This is a genomic window from Nocardia sp. NPDC004278, assembly GCF_053602975.1.
In genome coordinates this window covers 144,874-160,667 of sequence record NZ_JBSGEQ010000007.1, presented here as the reverse complement: position 1 = coordinate 160,667, position 15,794 = coordinate 144,874, and the positions used below count along the sequence as shown (strand labels likewise).

General features: G+C 66.2%; 14 protein-coding genes. 3 read left to right on the top strand and 11 right to left on the bottom strand.

The annotated features are described in order from the left end of the window. Window positions 1–36: 36 nt before the first annotated feature. Complete coding sequence (locus ACWEO2_RS13490; protein ID WP_452405559.1) at window positions 37–789, bottom strand: isocitrate lyase/PEP mutase family protein; 753 nt, start codon at window positions 787–789, stop codon at window positions 37–39. Between the two features lie 86 nt (window positions 790–875). Beyond that, window positions 876–1,778 carry a 16S rRNA (cytidine(1402)-2'-O)-methyltransferase gene (gene rsmI / locus ACWEO2_RS13485; RefSeq protein WP_452405558.1) on the bottom strand — a complete coding sequence of 301 codons (903 nt, stop codon included), beginning with the start codon at window positions 1,776–1,778 and terminating at the stop codon, window positions 876–878. Window positions 1,779–1,960: 182 nt separating this feature from the next. Here rsmI and ACWEO2_RS13480 point away from each other — a divergent pair, with 182 nt between their 5' ends. After that, window positions 1,961–3,562 (top strand): dolichyl-phosphate-mannose--protein mannosyltransferase, encoded by a 1,602-nt coding sequence (locus ACWEO2_RS13480; RefSeq protein WP_452405557.1) that lies wholly within the window; start codon window positions 1,961–1,963, stop codon window positions 3,560–3,562. A gap of 44 nt (window positions 3,563–3,606) precedes the next feature. Here ACWEO2_RS13480 and ACWEO2_RS13475 read toward each other — a convergent pair whose 3' ends face one another. After that, window positions 3,607–3,966 (bottom strand): GntR family transcriptional regulator, encoded by a 360-nt coding sequence (locus tag ACWEO2_RS13475; protein WP_354959798.1) that lies wholly within the window; start codon window positions 3,964–3,966, stop codon window positions 3,607–3,609. A gap of 7 nt (window positions 3,967–3,973) precedes the next feature. Beyond that, entirely contained in the window at window positions 3,974–5,281 is a 1,308-nt protein-coding gene (gene arcA, locus ACWEO2_RS13470; protein WP_452405556.1) for an arginine deiminase, read from the bottom strand. Between the two features lie 109 nt (window positions 5,282–5,390). On the opposite strand from arcA, the gene soxR reads away from it, so the two are divergent. Then, window positions 5,391–5,876, top strand: coding sequence for a redox-sensitive transcriptional activator SoxR (soxR, locus tag ACWEO2_RS13465; protein WP_355176626.1), 486 nt, complete (start codon window positions 5,391–5,393; stop codon window positions 5,874–5,876). Here soxR and ACWEO2_RS13460 read toward each other — a convergent pair. The 7 genes from ACWEO2_RS13460 to ACWEO2_RS13430 form a co-directional block, all read right to left on the bottom strand. Beyond that, window positions 5,845–6,723 carry an SDR family oxidoreductase gene (locus ACWEO2_RS13460; protein WP_452405555.1) on the bottom strand — a complete coding sequence of 293 codons (879 nt, stop codon included), beginning with the start codon at window positions 6,721–6,723 and terminating at the stop codon, window positions 5,845–5,847. The genes soxR and ACWEO2_RS13460 overlap by 32 nt on opposite strands. Before the next feature lie 114 nt (window positions 6,724–6,837). Continuing rightward, window positions 6,838–7,965, bottom strand: a complete 1,128-nt coding sequence (locus ACWEO2_RS13455; RefSeq protein WP_452405554.1) for a glycosyltransferase — start codon at window positions 7,963–7,965, stop codon at window positions 6,838–6,840. Between the two features lie 301 nt (window positions 7,966–8,266). After that, window positions 8,267–10,084, bottom strand: a complete 1,818-nt coding sequence (locus ACWEO2_RS13450) for a putative bifunctional diguanylate cyclase/phosphodiesterase (RefSeq protein ID WP_354959799.1) — start codon at window positions 10,082–10,084, stop codon at window positions 8,267–8,269. Window positions 10,085–10,151: 67 nt separating this feature from the next. Beyond that, window positions 10,152–12,305, bottom strand: coding sequence for an Rv1355c family protein (locus ACWEO2_RS13445; RefSeq protein WP_452405553.1), 2,154 nt, complete (start codon window positions 12,303–12,305; stop codon window positions 10,152–10,154). Next, window positions 12,302–13,066 (bottom strand): hypothetical protein, encoded by a 765-nt coding sequence (locus tag ACWEO2_RS13440; RefSeq protein WP_452405552.1) that lies wholly within the window; start codon window positions 13,064–13,066, stop codon window positions 12,302–12,304. Before ACWEO2_RS13440 ends, ACWEO2_RS13445 begins: the two co-directional genes overlap by 4 nt. Before the next feature lie 256 nt (window positions 13,067–13,322). Next, window positions 13,323–13,757, bottom strand: coding sequence for an effector binding domain-containing protein (locus tag ACWEO2_RS13435; RefSeq protein ID WP_354959785.1), 435 nt, complete (start codon window positions 13,755–13,757; stop codon window positions 13,323–13,325). A 64-nt stretch (window positions 13,758–13,821) separates the two neighbouring features. Further along, window positions 13,822–14,265 (bottom strand): GyrI-like domain-containing protein, encoded by a 444-nt coding sequence (locus tag ACWEO2_RS13430; protein WP_452405551.1) that lies wholly within the window; start codon window positions 14,263–14,265, stop codon window positions 13,822–13,824. 239 nt (window positions 14,266–14,504) lie between these two features. On the opposite strand from ACWEO2_RS13430, the gene ACWEO2_RS13425 reads away from it, so the two are divergent. After that, window positions 14,505–15,794, top strand: coding sequence for a M20 metallopeptidase family protein (locus ACWEO2_RS13425; protein ID WP_452405550.1), 1,290 nt, complete (start codon window positions 14,505–14,507; stop codon window positions 15,792–15,794).

The following is a 15,794-nucleotide window of genomic DNA, read 5'->3' as shown; positions in this document are numbered from 1 at the left end:
AACTTCACGAGAAGGTCGGGGGCTCTTCGCACTCGCTTACTTCCAGCGCTCGAGCAGACGGTTGATCTCGGTGGTCAGCGCCGATTGGAGCAGGGGCCCGAAGCTGATTCGGCCGACGCCCTGATCGGCGAACACGGCCCGATCGGATTCGCCGGGCACCCCGACCATGCTGATCGGCCGCGGCAGTTCACTGGTCAGCCGCCGGATATCGGCGTCGGCACGCACACCCGCCGGGAACAACGAGTCGGCGCCCGCCTCGGCGGCCAGCCGCAGGCGTGCGATGGCACGGTCGACACGGTCGCTATCGGCGCCGTCCTGGCGCATGAACAGGTCGGTACGGGCATTGATGACCACATGCACGCCCGCGGCATCGGCGAACTGCCGCAGCCCGTGCACCAGATGGGCATGCTCCTCGGCGGTGCGCAGCCGACCGCCCTCGCTGTGCACCGTGTCCTCGATATTGAGACCGATCGCGCCCGCCTCCAGCAGACCCTCGATCAACTGGGCGGGCTCGAGGCCGTAACCGGATTCGATATCGACCGAGACCGGAACTTCGACGGCATCGGTGATCTGCCGAACGCGGGCCAGCAGCTCCGCGAACGTCATACCTTCCTTATCGCTGCGCCCGATCGAATCGGCGACCGGATGACTCCCCAGGGTCAGCGCCGAAAACCCGGCCGCCACAGCAACATTCGCCGACCACGCGTCCCACACCGTCGGAAAGACGCCGGGATCGCCGGGGATATGCAATTCGAGAAACGCCTTCGCCTTGCTTTCCAAAGAGGTCATACACCGATCATCGTCTCGACCGTGATCGATGGCACTATGACACTCCCCATGCACGCACCCGGGAGTGTCGGCGATGGCGCGTCGCGCTACGAACTGTCGCTGCCATTGCGGCGGGAAGTCAGGACCGCGTCGTAGAGTTCGCGCCGCGAGACCCCGGTTTCCGCCGCCACCTGCGCACAGGCGTCCTTGAGGCGGATACCTTCGGCGGTCAGCGATTCGACCTCCTCGACCAGTTCGGCGGGATCGGCCGAGGTCGGCTGCGCGCCTTCGAGGACAACGGTGATCTCGCCGCGCGCCCCGTCGACCGCCCAGGCGGCGAGTTCACCGAGGTTGCCGCGGACGACCTCCTCGTAGGTCTTGGTCAGCTCCCGGCAGACCGCGGCGCGCCGGTCTGGACCGAGCACCTCGACCGCATCGGCCAGGCACTCGGCCAGACGGTGCGGCGCCTCGAAGAATACGCAGGCCCGCGGCTCGGTGCGCAAGGTGCGCAACCACTCCCGGCGCTGGCCGGATTTGCGTGGCGCGAATCCGTCGAAGCAGAACCGCTCCACCGGAAGCGCGGACAGGGCCAGTGCCGTGGTCACCGCCGATGGGCCCGGCAGACAGGTGACCGGGAGCGCGCGCTGCACGCAGGCGACCACCATGCGATAGCCCGGATCGCTCACCGACGGCATGCCGGCATCGGTCACCAGCAGCACCGTGCGACCGCTCTCGATCTCATCGAGCAGCGCCGGAATCTTCGCGGCTTCCACATGATCGTCGAAGCGCACCACCCGTCCGGTGATCTCCACCCCGAGCGCCTTCGCCAAGCTGCGGGTGCGCCGGGTGTCCTCGGCCGCGACGATATCGGCGGATCCCAGCGCTTCACGCAGCCGTTGCGACGCATCGCCGATATCCCCCATCGGCGTCGCCGCGAGCACCAACCGACCCGCCGTCACCTCGCTCCTCCGCCTCCCCGGATCTTTTGCCGGTCCTCGCGATTCTGTCATCACGCGAAAGTGAATCCCGTGTCGGGTAATCACAACCGATGCCGACACGCAGGCGGACTCGCCGCACCCTGATCTGCGGGTGGTGCTCGCGGATCCCCTCGACCGCGGTTCGAGGTGTGATTCCAGTTGCGGCGCGCAAACCGGTGCGGGTCTCGATGGCGCGCACAGCATACGATCGGGGCGTGACCCAGGTGACCGACCAGCGCGCGACCGTAGCCAAGGCCGTGCCCTCTTGGTCGAGCCCCGCACCACTGCGGCCAACGCCCGATTTCGGGCCGCTCGACAAGATGCAGGGGTGGGTGGTCACCGCGGTCCTCACCACGATCACGGGCCTGACCCGGTTCATCATGCTGGACTATCCGACCGACGCGTACACCCCGGTCTTCGACGAGAAGCACTACGCGCCGCAGGCCTGGCAGATCCTCACCGGCGGCGGTGTCGAAGACAATCCCGCATACGGGCTGGTGGTGCATCCCCCGATCGGCAAACAGCTGATCGCGATCGGCGAGTGGATGTTCGGCTACAACGGCTGGGGCTGGCGGTTCAGCGCGGCGCTGGCGGGCACGGTGCTGGTGCTACTGGTCATCCGGATCGTGCGGCGGATGGCACGTTCCACCATGATCGGCGCGATCGCGGGAATTCTGCTGATCGCCGACGGACTCACCTTCGTCTCCTCGCGCATCGGCATGCTCGACATCTTCATGGCGGTGCTGGTCACCGCCGCATTCGGCTGTCTCATCGTGGACCGCGACGAGGTCAGGACCCGAATCGCCCTGGTGGACTACCAGGGTCGGATCGACGCGAGCGAATGGGGTCCGCGACTGGGGGTGCGCTGGTGGCGCTTCGGTGCCGGAGTGCTACTCGGACTCTCCTGCGGCACAAAGTGGTCCGGCATGTACTTCATCCTTGCGTTCGGCATCATGAGCGTCTGTTTCGACGCGGCAGCGCGGCGCACCTACGGTGTACGCCGCCCGTGGGTCGGCACGGCGGTGCGCGATATCGGGCCCGCGCTGTACGCGCTGGTGCTGATCCCGCTCGGGGTGTACCTGGCCAGCTACTGGGCCTGGTTCTCAAGTGAGGACGGGGTGTTCCGGTACGCGGTCGGCAATCAGGTCGGTCGCGACGGACCGTGGTCGTTCCTCCCGAACGCCCTGCGCTCACTGTGGTACTACAGCGGCGAGACGCTGCGCTTCCACGAGGGCCTGACCAATTCCGCGGGTAACCATCACCCCTGGGAATCCAAGCCGTGGACCTGGCCGATGGGGCTGCGGCCGATGCTCTACTACTACGCCGATAACGGTGTCACCGGCTGCGGTCAGACCCAGTGCGTCAAGGCGGTCATGCTGATCGGCACCCCGGCGATCTGGTGGATCGCATTCCCGGTGCTGGCCTGGATGCTGTGGCGCAGTGTGGTCCGCCGGGACTGGCGCTATGCCGCGATCCTCACCGGCTACGGCGCTGGACTGGTGCCCTGGTTCTTCACCCTCGATCGCCAGATGTACTACTTCTACGCCGTGCCGCTGGCCCCGTTCCTGGTGATGGGGATCGCGCTGGTCTGCGGCGATATTCTCGGCCCTGCCCGCTCGACGCCGATACCGCGAAGTCCCGCGGGCACCTATCTGCCCGCGGTACCGAGCGAGCGGCGCAGCCTCGGACTCCTCGCGGTCTGCATCTATCTCGGTCTGGTGATCGCCAACTTCATCTGGCTCTGGCCGATCCTGACCGCCCTCCCGATCACCCCGGGCAACTGGCACGACCATCTCTGGCTGCCCAGCTGGCGCTGAGGCCGCGTCTCGACCGACGACCGGCCCCGCCACGGGACCTGCGGCTAAGTCTCCAGAGCCGACTTGACGTACCGCAGCGCCGCTTCGTCATCGAGGCCGAGGCGTCGAATGGTGGCGACGTAGTCGGTCGCCGCCCGACCCGCCAGATCCTTGGTCGGATCGCCCGAAGATGCGATGAAAGAGCCCTGTCTGCCCCGGGTTTCGACCACCCCGTCGGCCTCGAGTTCCCGATAGGCACGGGCGACGGTATTCGGCGCGAGCCCGAGCTGCGCGGCGAGGGCACGCACGGTCGGTATCTTCGTGCCCGCCGTCAACTCTCCCGAGCGCACCTGCGCGATGACACCGAGCCGCAGCTGCTCATAGGGCGGAATCGACGAATCATGGGTAACGGTAATGGTGAACATCGCAGGCTCACACATCATCTCGCGACAGTGGGCAGGACATGCACCGCGGTCCGCCGCGTCCGGAACCCAACTCCGAGCCCGGGATCCGCAGCACCTCGATACCCGCATCCTCGAGCCGGGTATTGGTCATATCGTTGCGCTCGTAGGCGACAACCACGCCGGGCGCGAGCGCCAGGGTGTTGTTCCCGTCGTCCCACTGCTCGCGTTCGGCGGTGATGACATCGAGTCCGGTATCGATGACCCGCAGCTTGCCGATGCCCATCGCCTCGGCGGCCGCCGGCAGGAACGGATCGGGACCGCGCACGCTCACCCTGGCCTGGTCGATGCGGCCGCCATAGTCGTCCTCGCGATGAATGGTGAACGCGCACAGCGAATCCCGGACCGCCGGATACATCACGACGGCATCGGTGTCGACCATGGTGCAGACGGTGTCCAGATGCATGGTCGCCCGGTTCTGCGCGATCGGGACGACCAGCACGGTGTGCGCGAGATCGTCGTCGAACAGACTGCGCGCCAGCGCTTCCGCGCCCGCGGGCGAGGTGCGCTCACCGACGCCCACCGCCACCACCCCCGGCGCGAGCAGCAGCACATCACCGCCCTCGATCGGCGCGGTATGCGATTCGTAGGCCCGCCGCACCCCGAGGAAGCGCGGATGGAACGCATAGATCAGATCCGTCAGCGAGGTCTCGCGCATCCGGGCGGGCAGGGCGAGTGAGGTGATCGCGACCCTCGGGCCGACCCAGAAGGACGAATCCCTGGTGAACAGCAGATTCGGCAGCGGATCGATGACGAAGTCCGCGCCGTGGTGCATGCGGCGCACCAGCGAGGTGTTGTCACCGCCGAAGGGCAGTTCATCGAAGGTCATCCCGGACATCAGGATGTTGGCCAGATCCCTGGCCCGGGCGCCGCGCAGGAAGGCCGCGAGTTCGTCGGCCAGGGTATGGCCGAGTTTGCGCGCGTCGACGGCCCCGGAGATGCCCTGGATGCGGGCGGCGCCGCTCACCGAGAGGGTTTCGGCGAGCAGATCCGCGAGCAGCAGCACCTCGACGCCGCGCTCGCGCAATACGCCGCTGAAGGTGTCGTGCTCCTGCTGGGCTCGCTCGACCCAGGGGATGCCGTCGAAGAGCAGTTGATCGTTATTGCGCGGAGTCAACCGCCGCAGCTCGTCGCCGGGCCGATGCAACAGCACCGTGCGCAGGGTGCCGACCTCGGAGGTGACCGCCAGCCGCCCGCCCGGTTCACCGACACCACCCAGCCCACTGCCCGCATCGTCCGCACCGCCTTCGTGCCCCGCCCGCACCGCGTCTGCTCCCATGATCCGACCGTAGTTCGCCGAGGGCGTAAGAGCACGCAATTGGGTGTGCCCGATTCTCACCCCAGCACACCCTAACCTGAAGTATTGTTCAGGTGAATGGAGGAGCGTGATGTCGACAACCGATTGGCGGGCGAAGGAGCTGACCCCCGGGCAGCTGTCCGAGCGTAGCGGAGTAGCGGTCTCCGCGTTGCACTTCTATGAACGCGAGGGTCTCATCACGAGCCGTCGCACGAGTGGAAATCAACGCAGATACGCGCGCGAAACGCTGCGCCGCGTCGCCTTCATCCGCATCTCGCAGCGGGTCGGCATTCCGTTGAGTGAAATCCGCGCCGCCCTGGACAAACTCCCCGAGGGCCGCACGCCGACCCGGCGCGACTGGGAAACCCTGTCCACCACCTGGCGCGCCGACCTCGACGATCGCATCACCCAGCTGACTCGCCTGCGCGATAACCTGACCGGCTGCATCGGCTGCGGCTGCCTCTCGCTCGGCAGCTGCCGACTGGTCAATGAACACGACCGCCTCGGCGAGCAGGGTCCCGGTGCCCGGGTACTCGATGTGACGCTCAATTGCCCTTCGAAACCAGCAGCCTGTTGAACCGATCACCGATGCGGCGCATGAAGAATTCGTACGGGTAGGCGAATTTGCGTGCCCACCAATAGCCGAAACGAACATCGAAAGAGGTGTAGATGAGGAACTGATTGCGCTCGATACCGCGAAGTATCACCGCCGCAACATGGTCCGGCGTAACGGCGTGTGCGGTGAACGCGGCGGTGAGTCGCTGGATCCGTCTGTCCTGCTTGTCTACACCGACGAGTTCGAAGGTCTGCACCAGGGGCGTATTCACCGCGCCGGGCACCACCAGATGCACTGAAATGCCGTGGCGCTGTAGGTCGAATCGCAAAACCTCGGAGACGCCGCGGATGCCGTACTTGGCCGCACTGTAGGCGGCATGCCATGGCAGTGCCAGGATTCCGGCTGCCGAGGAGACATTCACCAGCGCCCCACCGCGTTTCGCGCGGACCATCGGCGGTACGAAGTTCTCGATCACGTGGATCGGGCCCATCAGGTTGACGTCCACCATCTTTCGCCAATGCCGATGCTCGAGATTCTCGACCGTGCCCCAGGTGGAGGTGCCCGCGATATTCATCACGATATCGAGGCTGTCGAATTCGGCGTGCACATCGGTCGCGAATGCGGTGACCGCGTCATAGTCGGTGATATCGAGGGCACGCGACGCCAGGACCACACCGCCCGCCTCCTTGATGGTGCGCACCGTATCCTCCAGCCCTTCGGCATTGATATCGGTGAGCACCAGTTCGGCTCCGGCTGTTGCCGATGCCAGTGCGGTCGCCCGGCCGATTCCGCTCGCCGCCCCGGTAACGAGCACCTTCGCGCCCCGCACTGTCTTCCCGCGACCAAAGCCAAGCACACCGGATCCCATCTCGAATAGCGTGAATCGGTGCTCCGCACGTTACGCGGCGAACGCGCTGCTCTGAAGCCCGGGCAAGGTTTAGAGCTCGGAACCGACCCGCCCGCGACACGCCGGGGTTTCGGACTACCGCCCCAGCACCGCCAGCATCCCCGCGACGGCTCGCGGCCAGGTGAACTGCTCGGCCCGGTTGCGCGCCGCCTTCCGACGCCCGGCGGTCGGCAGGGCGAGCACATCGGTGACCGCCTGGGCGAACGCGGACGGCCGATCGGCGGCGACCGCGCCGCATTCGGCGGTCACGATATCGGCGAGCGCCGAGGACCGGCTCGCGACCACCGGGGTGCCCGCGGCGAGCGCCTCCAACGCGGCGAGGCCGAATGTCTCATGCGGACCGGGCGCCAGTGAAACATCGGCGGTGGCGAGCAGTTTTGCCACCATGGCCCGGTCGGTGATGAATCCGGTGAAATGTACGGCGGGCAGTCCGCCCGGCAGCGGCGGCAGAGCGCGGGCCCGGCGCTCCAAGGCCTCCCGCCGCGGTCCCTCCCCCGCGACGACCAGCCGGGCCTCCACGCCAGCCTTCCGCAGCGCCCCGATGGCCTCGATACTGCGATCCACCCGTTTCTCCACCGACAACCTGCCGCAGTGCACCAGCAGCGGATGTCCGGGTACGCCGAGATCGGCACGTAGTCGGTAATCGCGGCGGCGTGGACTGAACAACTCCAGATCCACCCCCAGCGGCACCAGTTCGACATTGGGCGCATCGATGCGCAGGAACTCAGCACGCGCGAATTCCGTTGTGCAGACCACGATGTCGTAGTCATCGGCGGTGCGGCGATTGGCGATATCGGCGCAGCGGCGCGCCACCGGCCCGGGCATGACCTGGCCGAGTAGTCGGTCCAGGCGTTCATGGGAGATCATGACGCTGGCCACGTCGCGGGTGCGCGCCCAGCGCCCGAAGCCACGCAGCGTCAGCCGATCCGATACCTCGAGCACATCCGGCCGCAGCCCGGCCAGCACATCGGCCACCCGCCGCGGATCCGCCGCCCGATATCCGCCGGTCCACGGAATGGCCAAGGCGGGCAGGGTTATCCGCACCGCTCCGGTCGGCAGTATCTCCTCGGCTCGGCGCGGTCCGGGCACAATGAGCACCACCTCATGCCCGGCGGCCACATAGCCCTCGCCCAGATGATGCAATGCGGTGCGCAGCCCACCCGACCGCGGACCGTAGAAGTTCGCCAGTTGCACGATGCGCACATCGCCGATCGTGCAGCGAATCGGGTTCCCCCCGGAACCCATGCGCCCAACGGCGCGTGAACACCCGTGAAAGACCTGCTAACGGGCACGCCCTTCGGACCCATCTCGCGCGAAGCGGACCAGGAGCAGTAGTTCGCTGGAGCTGTGCCGATCGTCGTTTGCCAGTTCGACGCATGCGCGCCGGAAGTCTGCGGCGGCGTCGGGATGCATCTCCGGAATCTCGCGCAGCCAGCGGTCGAGCGGGGGCACAGGTGCCAGCCCGGCCCGCACCGCAATCCGATCAGCCGCCAGGACCTAGCGGTCACGCCCGCGTCGTACCCCGGCCCGCCCGGGGCAGATCGAGATCCAATGGGATCCGGCCGACGGCCAGATGGGCTTCCACCTCATCGGCGGGCATCGGCCGCGCGATCAGGAACCCTTGGGCCCGATAGCAACCCAAGCCGACCAGGGTGCGCGCGGCCACCGGCGTCTCGACGCCCTCCCCGACCACACCGAGCCCGAACGACCCGGCCAGCCCGATAATCGATTTCACGATCGCCAAATCGTCGGTGCTCGCGCCGAGGCGCTGCACGAACCCGCGGTCGATCTTCACCGCGTCCACCGGAAGTGCCTTGAGGTGCGAGAGCGAGCTGTAGCCGGTGCCGAAGTCGTCGATCGCGATCTGCACGCCCATCCGCTTGAGCCCGCGCAACGTGACCTGGGTGCGCGCCAGATCCTGCACGACCACATGTTCGGTGATCTCCAGGCAGACCGAACTGCCATCGATGCCGAACAGCCGCAGCATGTCCTCGATCCGCTCCACGAAGTCCAGGCTGACCAGCTGAACGGGCGAAACATTGATCCGCATGACCACATTCGCCGCCAGGCCGCGCCTGCGCCATTCGGCGAACTGGGCGCACGCCGAGCGGATCACCCAGCGCCCCAGTTCACCAGCGAGATTGGTGGCCTCCGCGACGGTGACGAACGCACCGGGCGGCAGTAAGCCCCTGGTCGGATGCAACCAGCGCACCAGCGCCTCCAGCGCGACGACCCGGCCGGTGCGCAGATCGACCTCGGGCTGATAGTGCAGCAGCAGCGATCCATCCGAGACCGCGCCGCGCAGATTCAGCTCCACATCGTCCTGCAGTTCGAATTGCGCGCGCATGGCGTCGGTGAAGACCGCGACACCGTTGCCACCACCCGATTTCGCCGACAGCAACGCGTGATCGGCCCGGCGCAGCACATCGGCGACCGTCGTCTCACCCGGAATACCCACCGCGACACCGACACTGGCGCCGCGGCTGACCGATTCCCCGCCAACGGTGACCCGCCGTCCGATGAGCTGCTGGATTCGCGTCGCCTCCAACTCGGCCGCCACTGCGTCCATCGGTTTGGCGGGCACGATGACGAATTCGTCGCCGCCGAGTCGGGCGATCATGTCATTGGGATCGAGATTCTCGCGCAGCCGCGACGAGAGTGTGCGAATGAAATTGTCCCCCGCGGTGTGTCCCAGAAAATCGTTGAGCGCTTTGAGCCGATCGAGATCGAGGAAGAATGCGGCCACCGGGCCGGGACTGCCCTGTCGCAGCCGCTCCTCCATATGCTCGAGCAGTGCCCGCCGGTTCGCCAACCCGGTCAGATCGTCGTGCAAGGCGATATAACGTAATCGCTCCTCGGCCACCACGCGCGCCTGCAACTGGGCGAACAGTGCGGCGATCGCCTTGAGCACGTTCAGTTCTCTGGTGCTCCAGTCGCGATCGCCCTGTTTGATGAATCCGAGCACGCCGGTCGACTCACCGCGTGACAGCAGCGGTACGGCGGCCATGGCGACCTGTGGAATGCCCGAGGAGCGCCGGATGGTCTCCTGATAGTCGGCGGATTGCTGCGATGGACGCACAATGATCGGTTCGGTGGCGTATTCCAATTCGCGGAAGACCGAATCCGCGTGCTCGAAATGCACGATCTTCAGCGGGTCCGGATCCGGTACATCACCGCGATGCGGCCACTCCGCGATGAGTACGGTCGCCCGCTGCTCTCTATCGGTATGGCGTAGGTAGCTGAAATCGACGTCGAAGTGATCGACCAATCTGGCCAGCACACGTTCACTCGCCGCCACCATGGTCGTGGCGTCGACGCCCATCAACTCCGAGGCGACCTGGGTCACCAGTGAGTCGAGCGTTCGCCGAGGCACCTATTCTCCGATCGCGCTAGCTGCGGTTGCCCGCGCCCGGCACTGGAAGCCGCCTGCTGCGGACCGTGGCTGCTGCCGCATAGCTCAGGCGAAGCACCAATGCCATGATCTCATGCCCAGGCACTCCCAGCAGGTCCAGGAAACGGCCCTGAAGTGACGTTAGTGTATCCGCGAAATCCGGGGAAATCCCTCTCAGCTCGTCGGGGTGCCGCGAATAGAGGAATAACGGCGAGACCGGCTGCACCGCGAGACCGAGCCGTTGCGCCTCGATCCAGACCCGCTGCACGGCCGCGCCACCGCGCGCGTAGTCGGCCAATGAGACCGATGCGGCCCCGGATCGACGCGGGAACGTCACTGCCAGCAGCGCCGAACTCGACCGCACTCGGTCCCGGGTGTACTCGCCGAGCGCGTTCCCGGCGGACCATTCGCGCAGCCGATCCATGACATCCGAGCGCACGCCGATCCGGATTTTGGCCTGCTCGTCGGCGGCCAATTCCATACTCCGAATATCGATCCCGGTGCGCGGATCCGCACCGGGCCAACGCAGTTCGCCGAACAGCTCCTGGTGCAGGCGCGGGGTCAGATAGCGGATGCGATCGGATTCGGACAGTAGTGCGGCCACGGCCGCGAGTTGGTCGGGTTCGGTGACGGCACGGACCATTCCGTCCGCGTCGGCGGCCGCTGCGCGCAGCGCGGGCAGGATGTGCTCGGCCAGCGGTGCGGCCGTGCCGAGGCGGCGGTTCGTCTCGCGGGTGAGCGCGTCCGGATAGTCGCTGGCCAGTGCCGGATCGGTGCCGTCGCCGAGGTGTAGCACCGCGGTCAGCGCGGTGGCGTCGTCCTCGATGAATTCGAAATCGCCGAGTATGCCGTGCGCGGCCGCGGCGGTACGGGCGTTGTAGAGCGCGGCACCGATCGATACCGCGCTGCCGCGATAGCCGATATCCAGTGCCGACGAGCGGGTTCGGGCGAGTTCGATGCGCAGGTTGCTCCCCTCGGCTCGCAGCGACCACGGCTGGGTATTGCCGCCCGACGGGGCACGCTGCGCGCATTCCAGCACCATGTCGACGGCGGTTCCGTTCGATTGCGGCGCAACGCCTTCCAGAGCCGGATATTCGTCGGCCACCTTCTCGCAGCCGGGCTCCGGCTCGGCCAGTTCGTCGAGGCCGCGCTCCAGATCGAATCGGGTCCGCCCCGAGGACAGCTTCTGTCCGAGCCCGATCCGGCGCACCGCCGACGCCACGATGGCCGCACCCAATTGCACATCGCCGCCGAGCTGCGGCCAGGTCGTCACGGTTTCGTCGATCTCGACCAGACTCGCCGCCATCCGGGCCGAGAGTTCCTTCGGATCCAGGATCCGCATGACATGCGGCGCCTTGTCCTTGGTGGACAGCCCGCGCAGATCGGCCCCGACGGTCGCGCCGAGCAGACCGTGGAACGGCGGACGGTCCGGTTCGAGGTCATAGCGCTCGACATCGAGCAGCCCGCGATCGCTGGTATCCATCAGCAGCGGAATGCGGTGGCGCCGTGCGCCTTCCCGGACCGCGAACTTGATATCGAGCGAATCGCATTCCTCGACGACGATCGATAGCCCCCGCATGAACTCGTCGACGGTGTCCTCGTCCACACCCGCGGGGTAGACCTCGACCGGCAGATACGGATCGAGTTCGGCGATCCGGCGCGCGGTCACAACCGACTTGTTCACCCCGATATCGAAGATTCCGGCGGGCACCCGATTCAGATTCGACAGTTCGATATCGTCGAAATCGGCCAGGCGCAGCCCGGCGCAGGTGCCCTCCAGGGCCAGCGCGTAGGCGACCGCGTGGCCGACGCTCTGCCCGACCACACCGATCGTCTGACCGGCACAGCGCAGCTGTTCGGCGCGGGTGAGCTTGTTCTGATTGCGGTCCAAACGGATTGCCCGGTACGTCTTTTCGCCGGGCAGCCCGACCAGTGTGTGCCGCCACGGATAATAAACCCATCGGTCGGTTTCTGGGCCGCCGAGATCCACCGGCGGCCAGCGCACCTTGGCGAGTTCGGCGCGCAGCACATCACGCAGGTCGAGAATGCGGACCTGCGGCGACTTCCGCAATTGCACGAGGATCTGCGCGTCGGCTACGGCCATCTCGTCGAGAATCAACGGGCGGTGCTCCGCAGTGAGGTCACCGTTCATGCCTGCGCCAGTCCTCCGATCCCTGATCCACCCGAGGGAGCCCGACCGTGCGGCGACAGCCAAGCATCCAGCGCCGCACGCTCCAGCGCGATCAACGAACTCTGCAACTTTGTGGCTAATGACCGATAAGTCCGGGTATCCCACCACATCGGGATGGTCCGATAACGGTCGTCGGGATAGGGCACAGACGGTATCCGATCGGCGACATATCCACCACTCGAGCGGTATAGGCCGACATTCCGCGTGGCAGTGGTGATGAAACCGAACCGAGCATCGAGCAGCCACGCGGCGTGCACGACACAGCGCGACACCGCGGCGGCGAGCGCGGCGCGCTGCTCGGCCGCCCGTGCAACCCACACCGCTTTCACCTCGACAACACCCCCTGGTATCCGGTCAGCAACCATCGCTCGCAACTCAGCGGCACCGGGGCGACCAGCCCAGGCGCCCAGGGCGTGTACCTCGTCGGCGACGGCGTAGGGACCCTGCGCCCGCAATCCCGCGACGACCGCGCCGGTCGAGTCGACAGCGGCGAAGAACAACGATGTCGAGCGGCCGTCGACGACCCTGTCGTATTCCAAAGCGTGATCAACGCCGTAGTGCCGGTAAACCCGCAGCGCGCCATGCAGATAACGACGCCACAGATCAGGATGAGCCTGCGGAGTAGCGACATGAAAGGCATAACCGGAATGCATGTCGCGAAACCGCAACACCTCGGCATCGCGTGTGCCCCCGGGGCCGACTGCGATTGTTTCGACAGTCATGGTGTTCCTACTCCATTTGCTACCGCGCATCCGCGCAGTCATCGAGCCGGTCCGGCAAACTCACCAGACGACTCGCCGATCAGGTGAGTTTGCCTAGGGCAGTATCCGTCATCCGACAAGAATTGACCAGATGTCTGGTTAATCTCCCGAAAACTATTTGGCCGGACCGAAATCGCCGCAGGTCAGAAGGCTCGAACAAGCCATCGAAAGGAATAGAGAGACCAGTCGGTACTGACAGAGCTAACGTTTGGCAAACTCAAACCAGGATGGAGATGAACAGTTCGACCGACTCCGGCCCACGCCAGATCTCGATCTCTTCACGGTAGGCCCGAGTGATCTCGGCGGAGGCGGTCGCATCGTCGACCTGGGCCCAAACATCCTCGACCGGATCGTGATAATCCCCGTTCGGCTCGAACCGAGCGTAGACACCCTTGGGTACCTTGACCAGCACGTCACCGACCGGAACCGCACTCGGATCCGAGTACTCGAAACAAACAACAGCGTTGTAGTTCCCGGCCGGATCCGGTACATACACCGTATACATCGGCTGGTCGGCGCCCGCGCGGTCGCGCAGCCGATCCTTGAGGAATTCGATCAGATCGCTATTGCTGACCTTGAAGCTCGGACGTACCCGCGGCACCACCAGGCCGCCGTAGATGGCCTCGCGGCGCACCACGATCGCATAGGTCATGACCGCGCCTCGCTGCCGCTCCGCCGCGAGCTGCCCTGCGCCATGGTCGGTTCGCTGCGCTCACTCACCGCGCATCGACCGCCAGGTAGAGATCGATCTTGTACGCGTGCGGATAACACTCGAAGTCACCGCTGTAGGTGCGTTTGATCTGGTTGTGCTCTTCGGCATAGGCGATCTGCGTCCACAGGTCGGTCATCACCTGCGGAAAGTTACCGACCGAGGAGAAACGGGCATAGGTGCCGCGCGGCAGCCGGGCCACCAGGTGACCGCGGGTGACATCGCCGAAGGACGCGCACTCATAGCCGACGATCTGGGTGTTATAGGTGCCGAGTTCACCGCTGTAGTCGGTATAGGCGCTGGCCAGCGGGCCGCCCAGTTCCTGGTGGAGTACCGCAGCCCACGCGGCCTCTAGATCGTGGTCACGCAGTTCCCCGAGCGCACGTTTCGGGCTGCGCACCGGTAGTCCGGCAACCCACGTCTCGTCTCGCTCGACGATTTCAAACTGCATGAAAAGACTCTTTCGAGGTGAATCCGGGGGCGTTGCCCGCATCCGGTCGGCCAGAAAGGCCATGCTATCAACTCGCCCACGGTGGCCAGGCTCACATGTCCGGGTCCGCACCCACCGCGCACGGCCGTGGAACTGGTCGCACGACCTGTACGCAAACGATCGGCTATCGATGCATAGTGGACATGACCGTTTCGTCATCGCTGCTCGTGTGGCTGCCCGACACAACGAACGGAGTTCAGATGAATGCGGACGCGATCTACGACGAATTGGACAGGCGCGCGGCGGAACTGGCGGATCAGGTCATCCAGTGGCGGCACCACCTGCACCGGCATCCCGAGCTGTCCAACCGGGAGTCGAATACCGCCGCACTCATCGCCGACCACCTGCGCTCGCTCGGCCTGGACGAGGTGCGCACCGGCATCGCCGGACACGGCATTGTCGGCGTGTTGCGCGGCGGCGCGGGCGACGACCGGACGATCGCGCTGCGCGCCGATATCGACGCACTGCCGGTACCCGATCTGTGCGGTGTCGATTTCGCATCGAAGGTGGTGGACAACGACTATCCCGGCGGACCGTACCCGGTCTCACACGCCTGCGGCCACGACTGCCATACCGCGATGCTGATGGGCGCGGCCTCGGTACTGACCGGCGTGCGCGATCGGCTGCCCGGGACGGTGCTGTTCGTCTTCCAACCCGCCGAGGAGGGGCCGCCGGTGGACGAGCAGGGCGGCGCCAAGCAGATGCTCGCCGAAGGCGCACTGGACGATCCGGCGCCGACCATGGCATTCGGCTTCCACGTCACGCCATATCCCAAGGGTTACATCGGATACCGGATCGGCAACCAGTTCGGCGCCTCCTGCCTGGTGAAGATCACCATCACCGGGCACCAGGTGCACGGGTCGACACCGTGGATGGGCGTCGACCCGATGCCCGCCGCCGGCGCCGTCATCACCGGCATCGGCCAGCTCTACCGGCAGATCAGCGCATTCGACCCGTGCACCGTCACCATCGGCCACGTGCAGGATGTGGGCCGCTTCAATATCATCGGGCAGACCGTCACGCTGTGGGGCACCATACGCTGCGCCGTCGAGACCGACATGGGCGATATCCAGAAGCGCCTCGACACCCTCGCCGCGCATTCGGCGCAGGCCTACAACTGTTCGGCGGCAGTCGAATACCTCCAGGATGTGCCCGCCGTGCACAACACCGAGGCGTGGATCGAGGCGGGGCTGCCGACATTCCGGCGCGTCGCCGGGGCCGATAAGGTCACCCCGACCCTTCCGACGCTGGGCTATGACGACGTCGCCGAGTTCGTCAACAGATTCGGTGGTCTCTATGTGACGCTCGGCGTGCAGGATTCCGAACTGGACCCGAAAACCGGCATGCCGGTCGCCGTTCCCGGTGGCCGGGGTATGGCGATGAATCACAATCCGCACTTCTATGCCGATGACGGGCCACTGGTCACCGGGGTTCGACTCCATGCGCACGTCGCATATGACCATCTCAGCGGCACGCTGTCAGCCAAATGA

Excerpts from the sequence above, each read along its gene's own strand:
- ACWEO2_RS13440 (WP_452405552.1), bottom strand. The coding sequence starts at position 13,066 with ATGACTGTCGAAACAATCGCAGTCGGCCCCGGGGGCACACGCGATGCC.
- soxR (WP_355176626.1), top strand. The coding sequence starts at position 5,391 with ATGTCGACAACCGATTGGCGGGCGAAGGAGCTGACCCCCGGGCAGCTG.
- ACWEO2_RS13430 (WP_452405551.1), bottom strand. The coding sequence starts at position 14,265 with ATGCAGTTTGAAATCGTCGAGCGAGACGAGACGTGGGTTGCCGGACTA.
- rsmI (WP_452405558.1), bottom strand. The coding sequence starts at position 1,778 with ATGACAGAATCGCGAGGACCGGCAAAAGATCCGGGGAGGCGGAGGAGC.
- ACWEO2_RS13460 (WP_452405555.1), bottom strand. The coding sequence starts at position 6,723 with ATGGGATCCGGTGTGCTTGGCTTTGGTCGCGGGAAGACAGTGCGGGGC.
- ACWEO2_RS13435 (WP_354959785.1), bottom strand. The coding sequence starts at position 13,757 with ATGACCTATGCGATCGTGGTGCGCCGCGAGGCCATCTACGGCGGCCTG.
- arcA (WP_452405556.1), bottom strand. The coding sequence starts at position 5,281 with ATGGGAGCAGACGCGGTGCGGGCGGGGCACGAAGGCGGTGCGGACGAT.
- ACWEO2_RS13450 (WP_354959799.1), bottom strand. The coding sequence starts at position 10,084 with ATGGGCGTCGACGCCACGACCATGGTGGCGGCGAGTGAACGTGTGCTG.
- ACWEO2_RS13425 (WP_452405550.1), top strand. The coding sequence starts at position 14,505 with ATGAATGCGGACGCGATCTACGACGAATTGGACAGGCGCGCGGCGGAA.
- ACWEO2_RS13490 (WP_452405559.1), bottom strand. The coding sequence starts at position 789 with ATGACCTCTTTGGAAAGCAAGGCGAAGGCGTTTCTCGAATTGCATATC.
- ACWEO2_RS13445 (WP_452405553.1), bottom strand. The coding sequence starts at position 12,305 with ATGAACGGTGACCTCACTGCGGAGCACCGCCCGTTGATTCTCGACGAG.
- ACWEO2_RS13475 (WP_354959798.1), bottom strand. The coding sequence starts at position 3,966 with ATGTTCACCATTACCGTTACCCATGATTCGTCGATTCCGCCCTATGAG.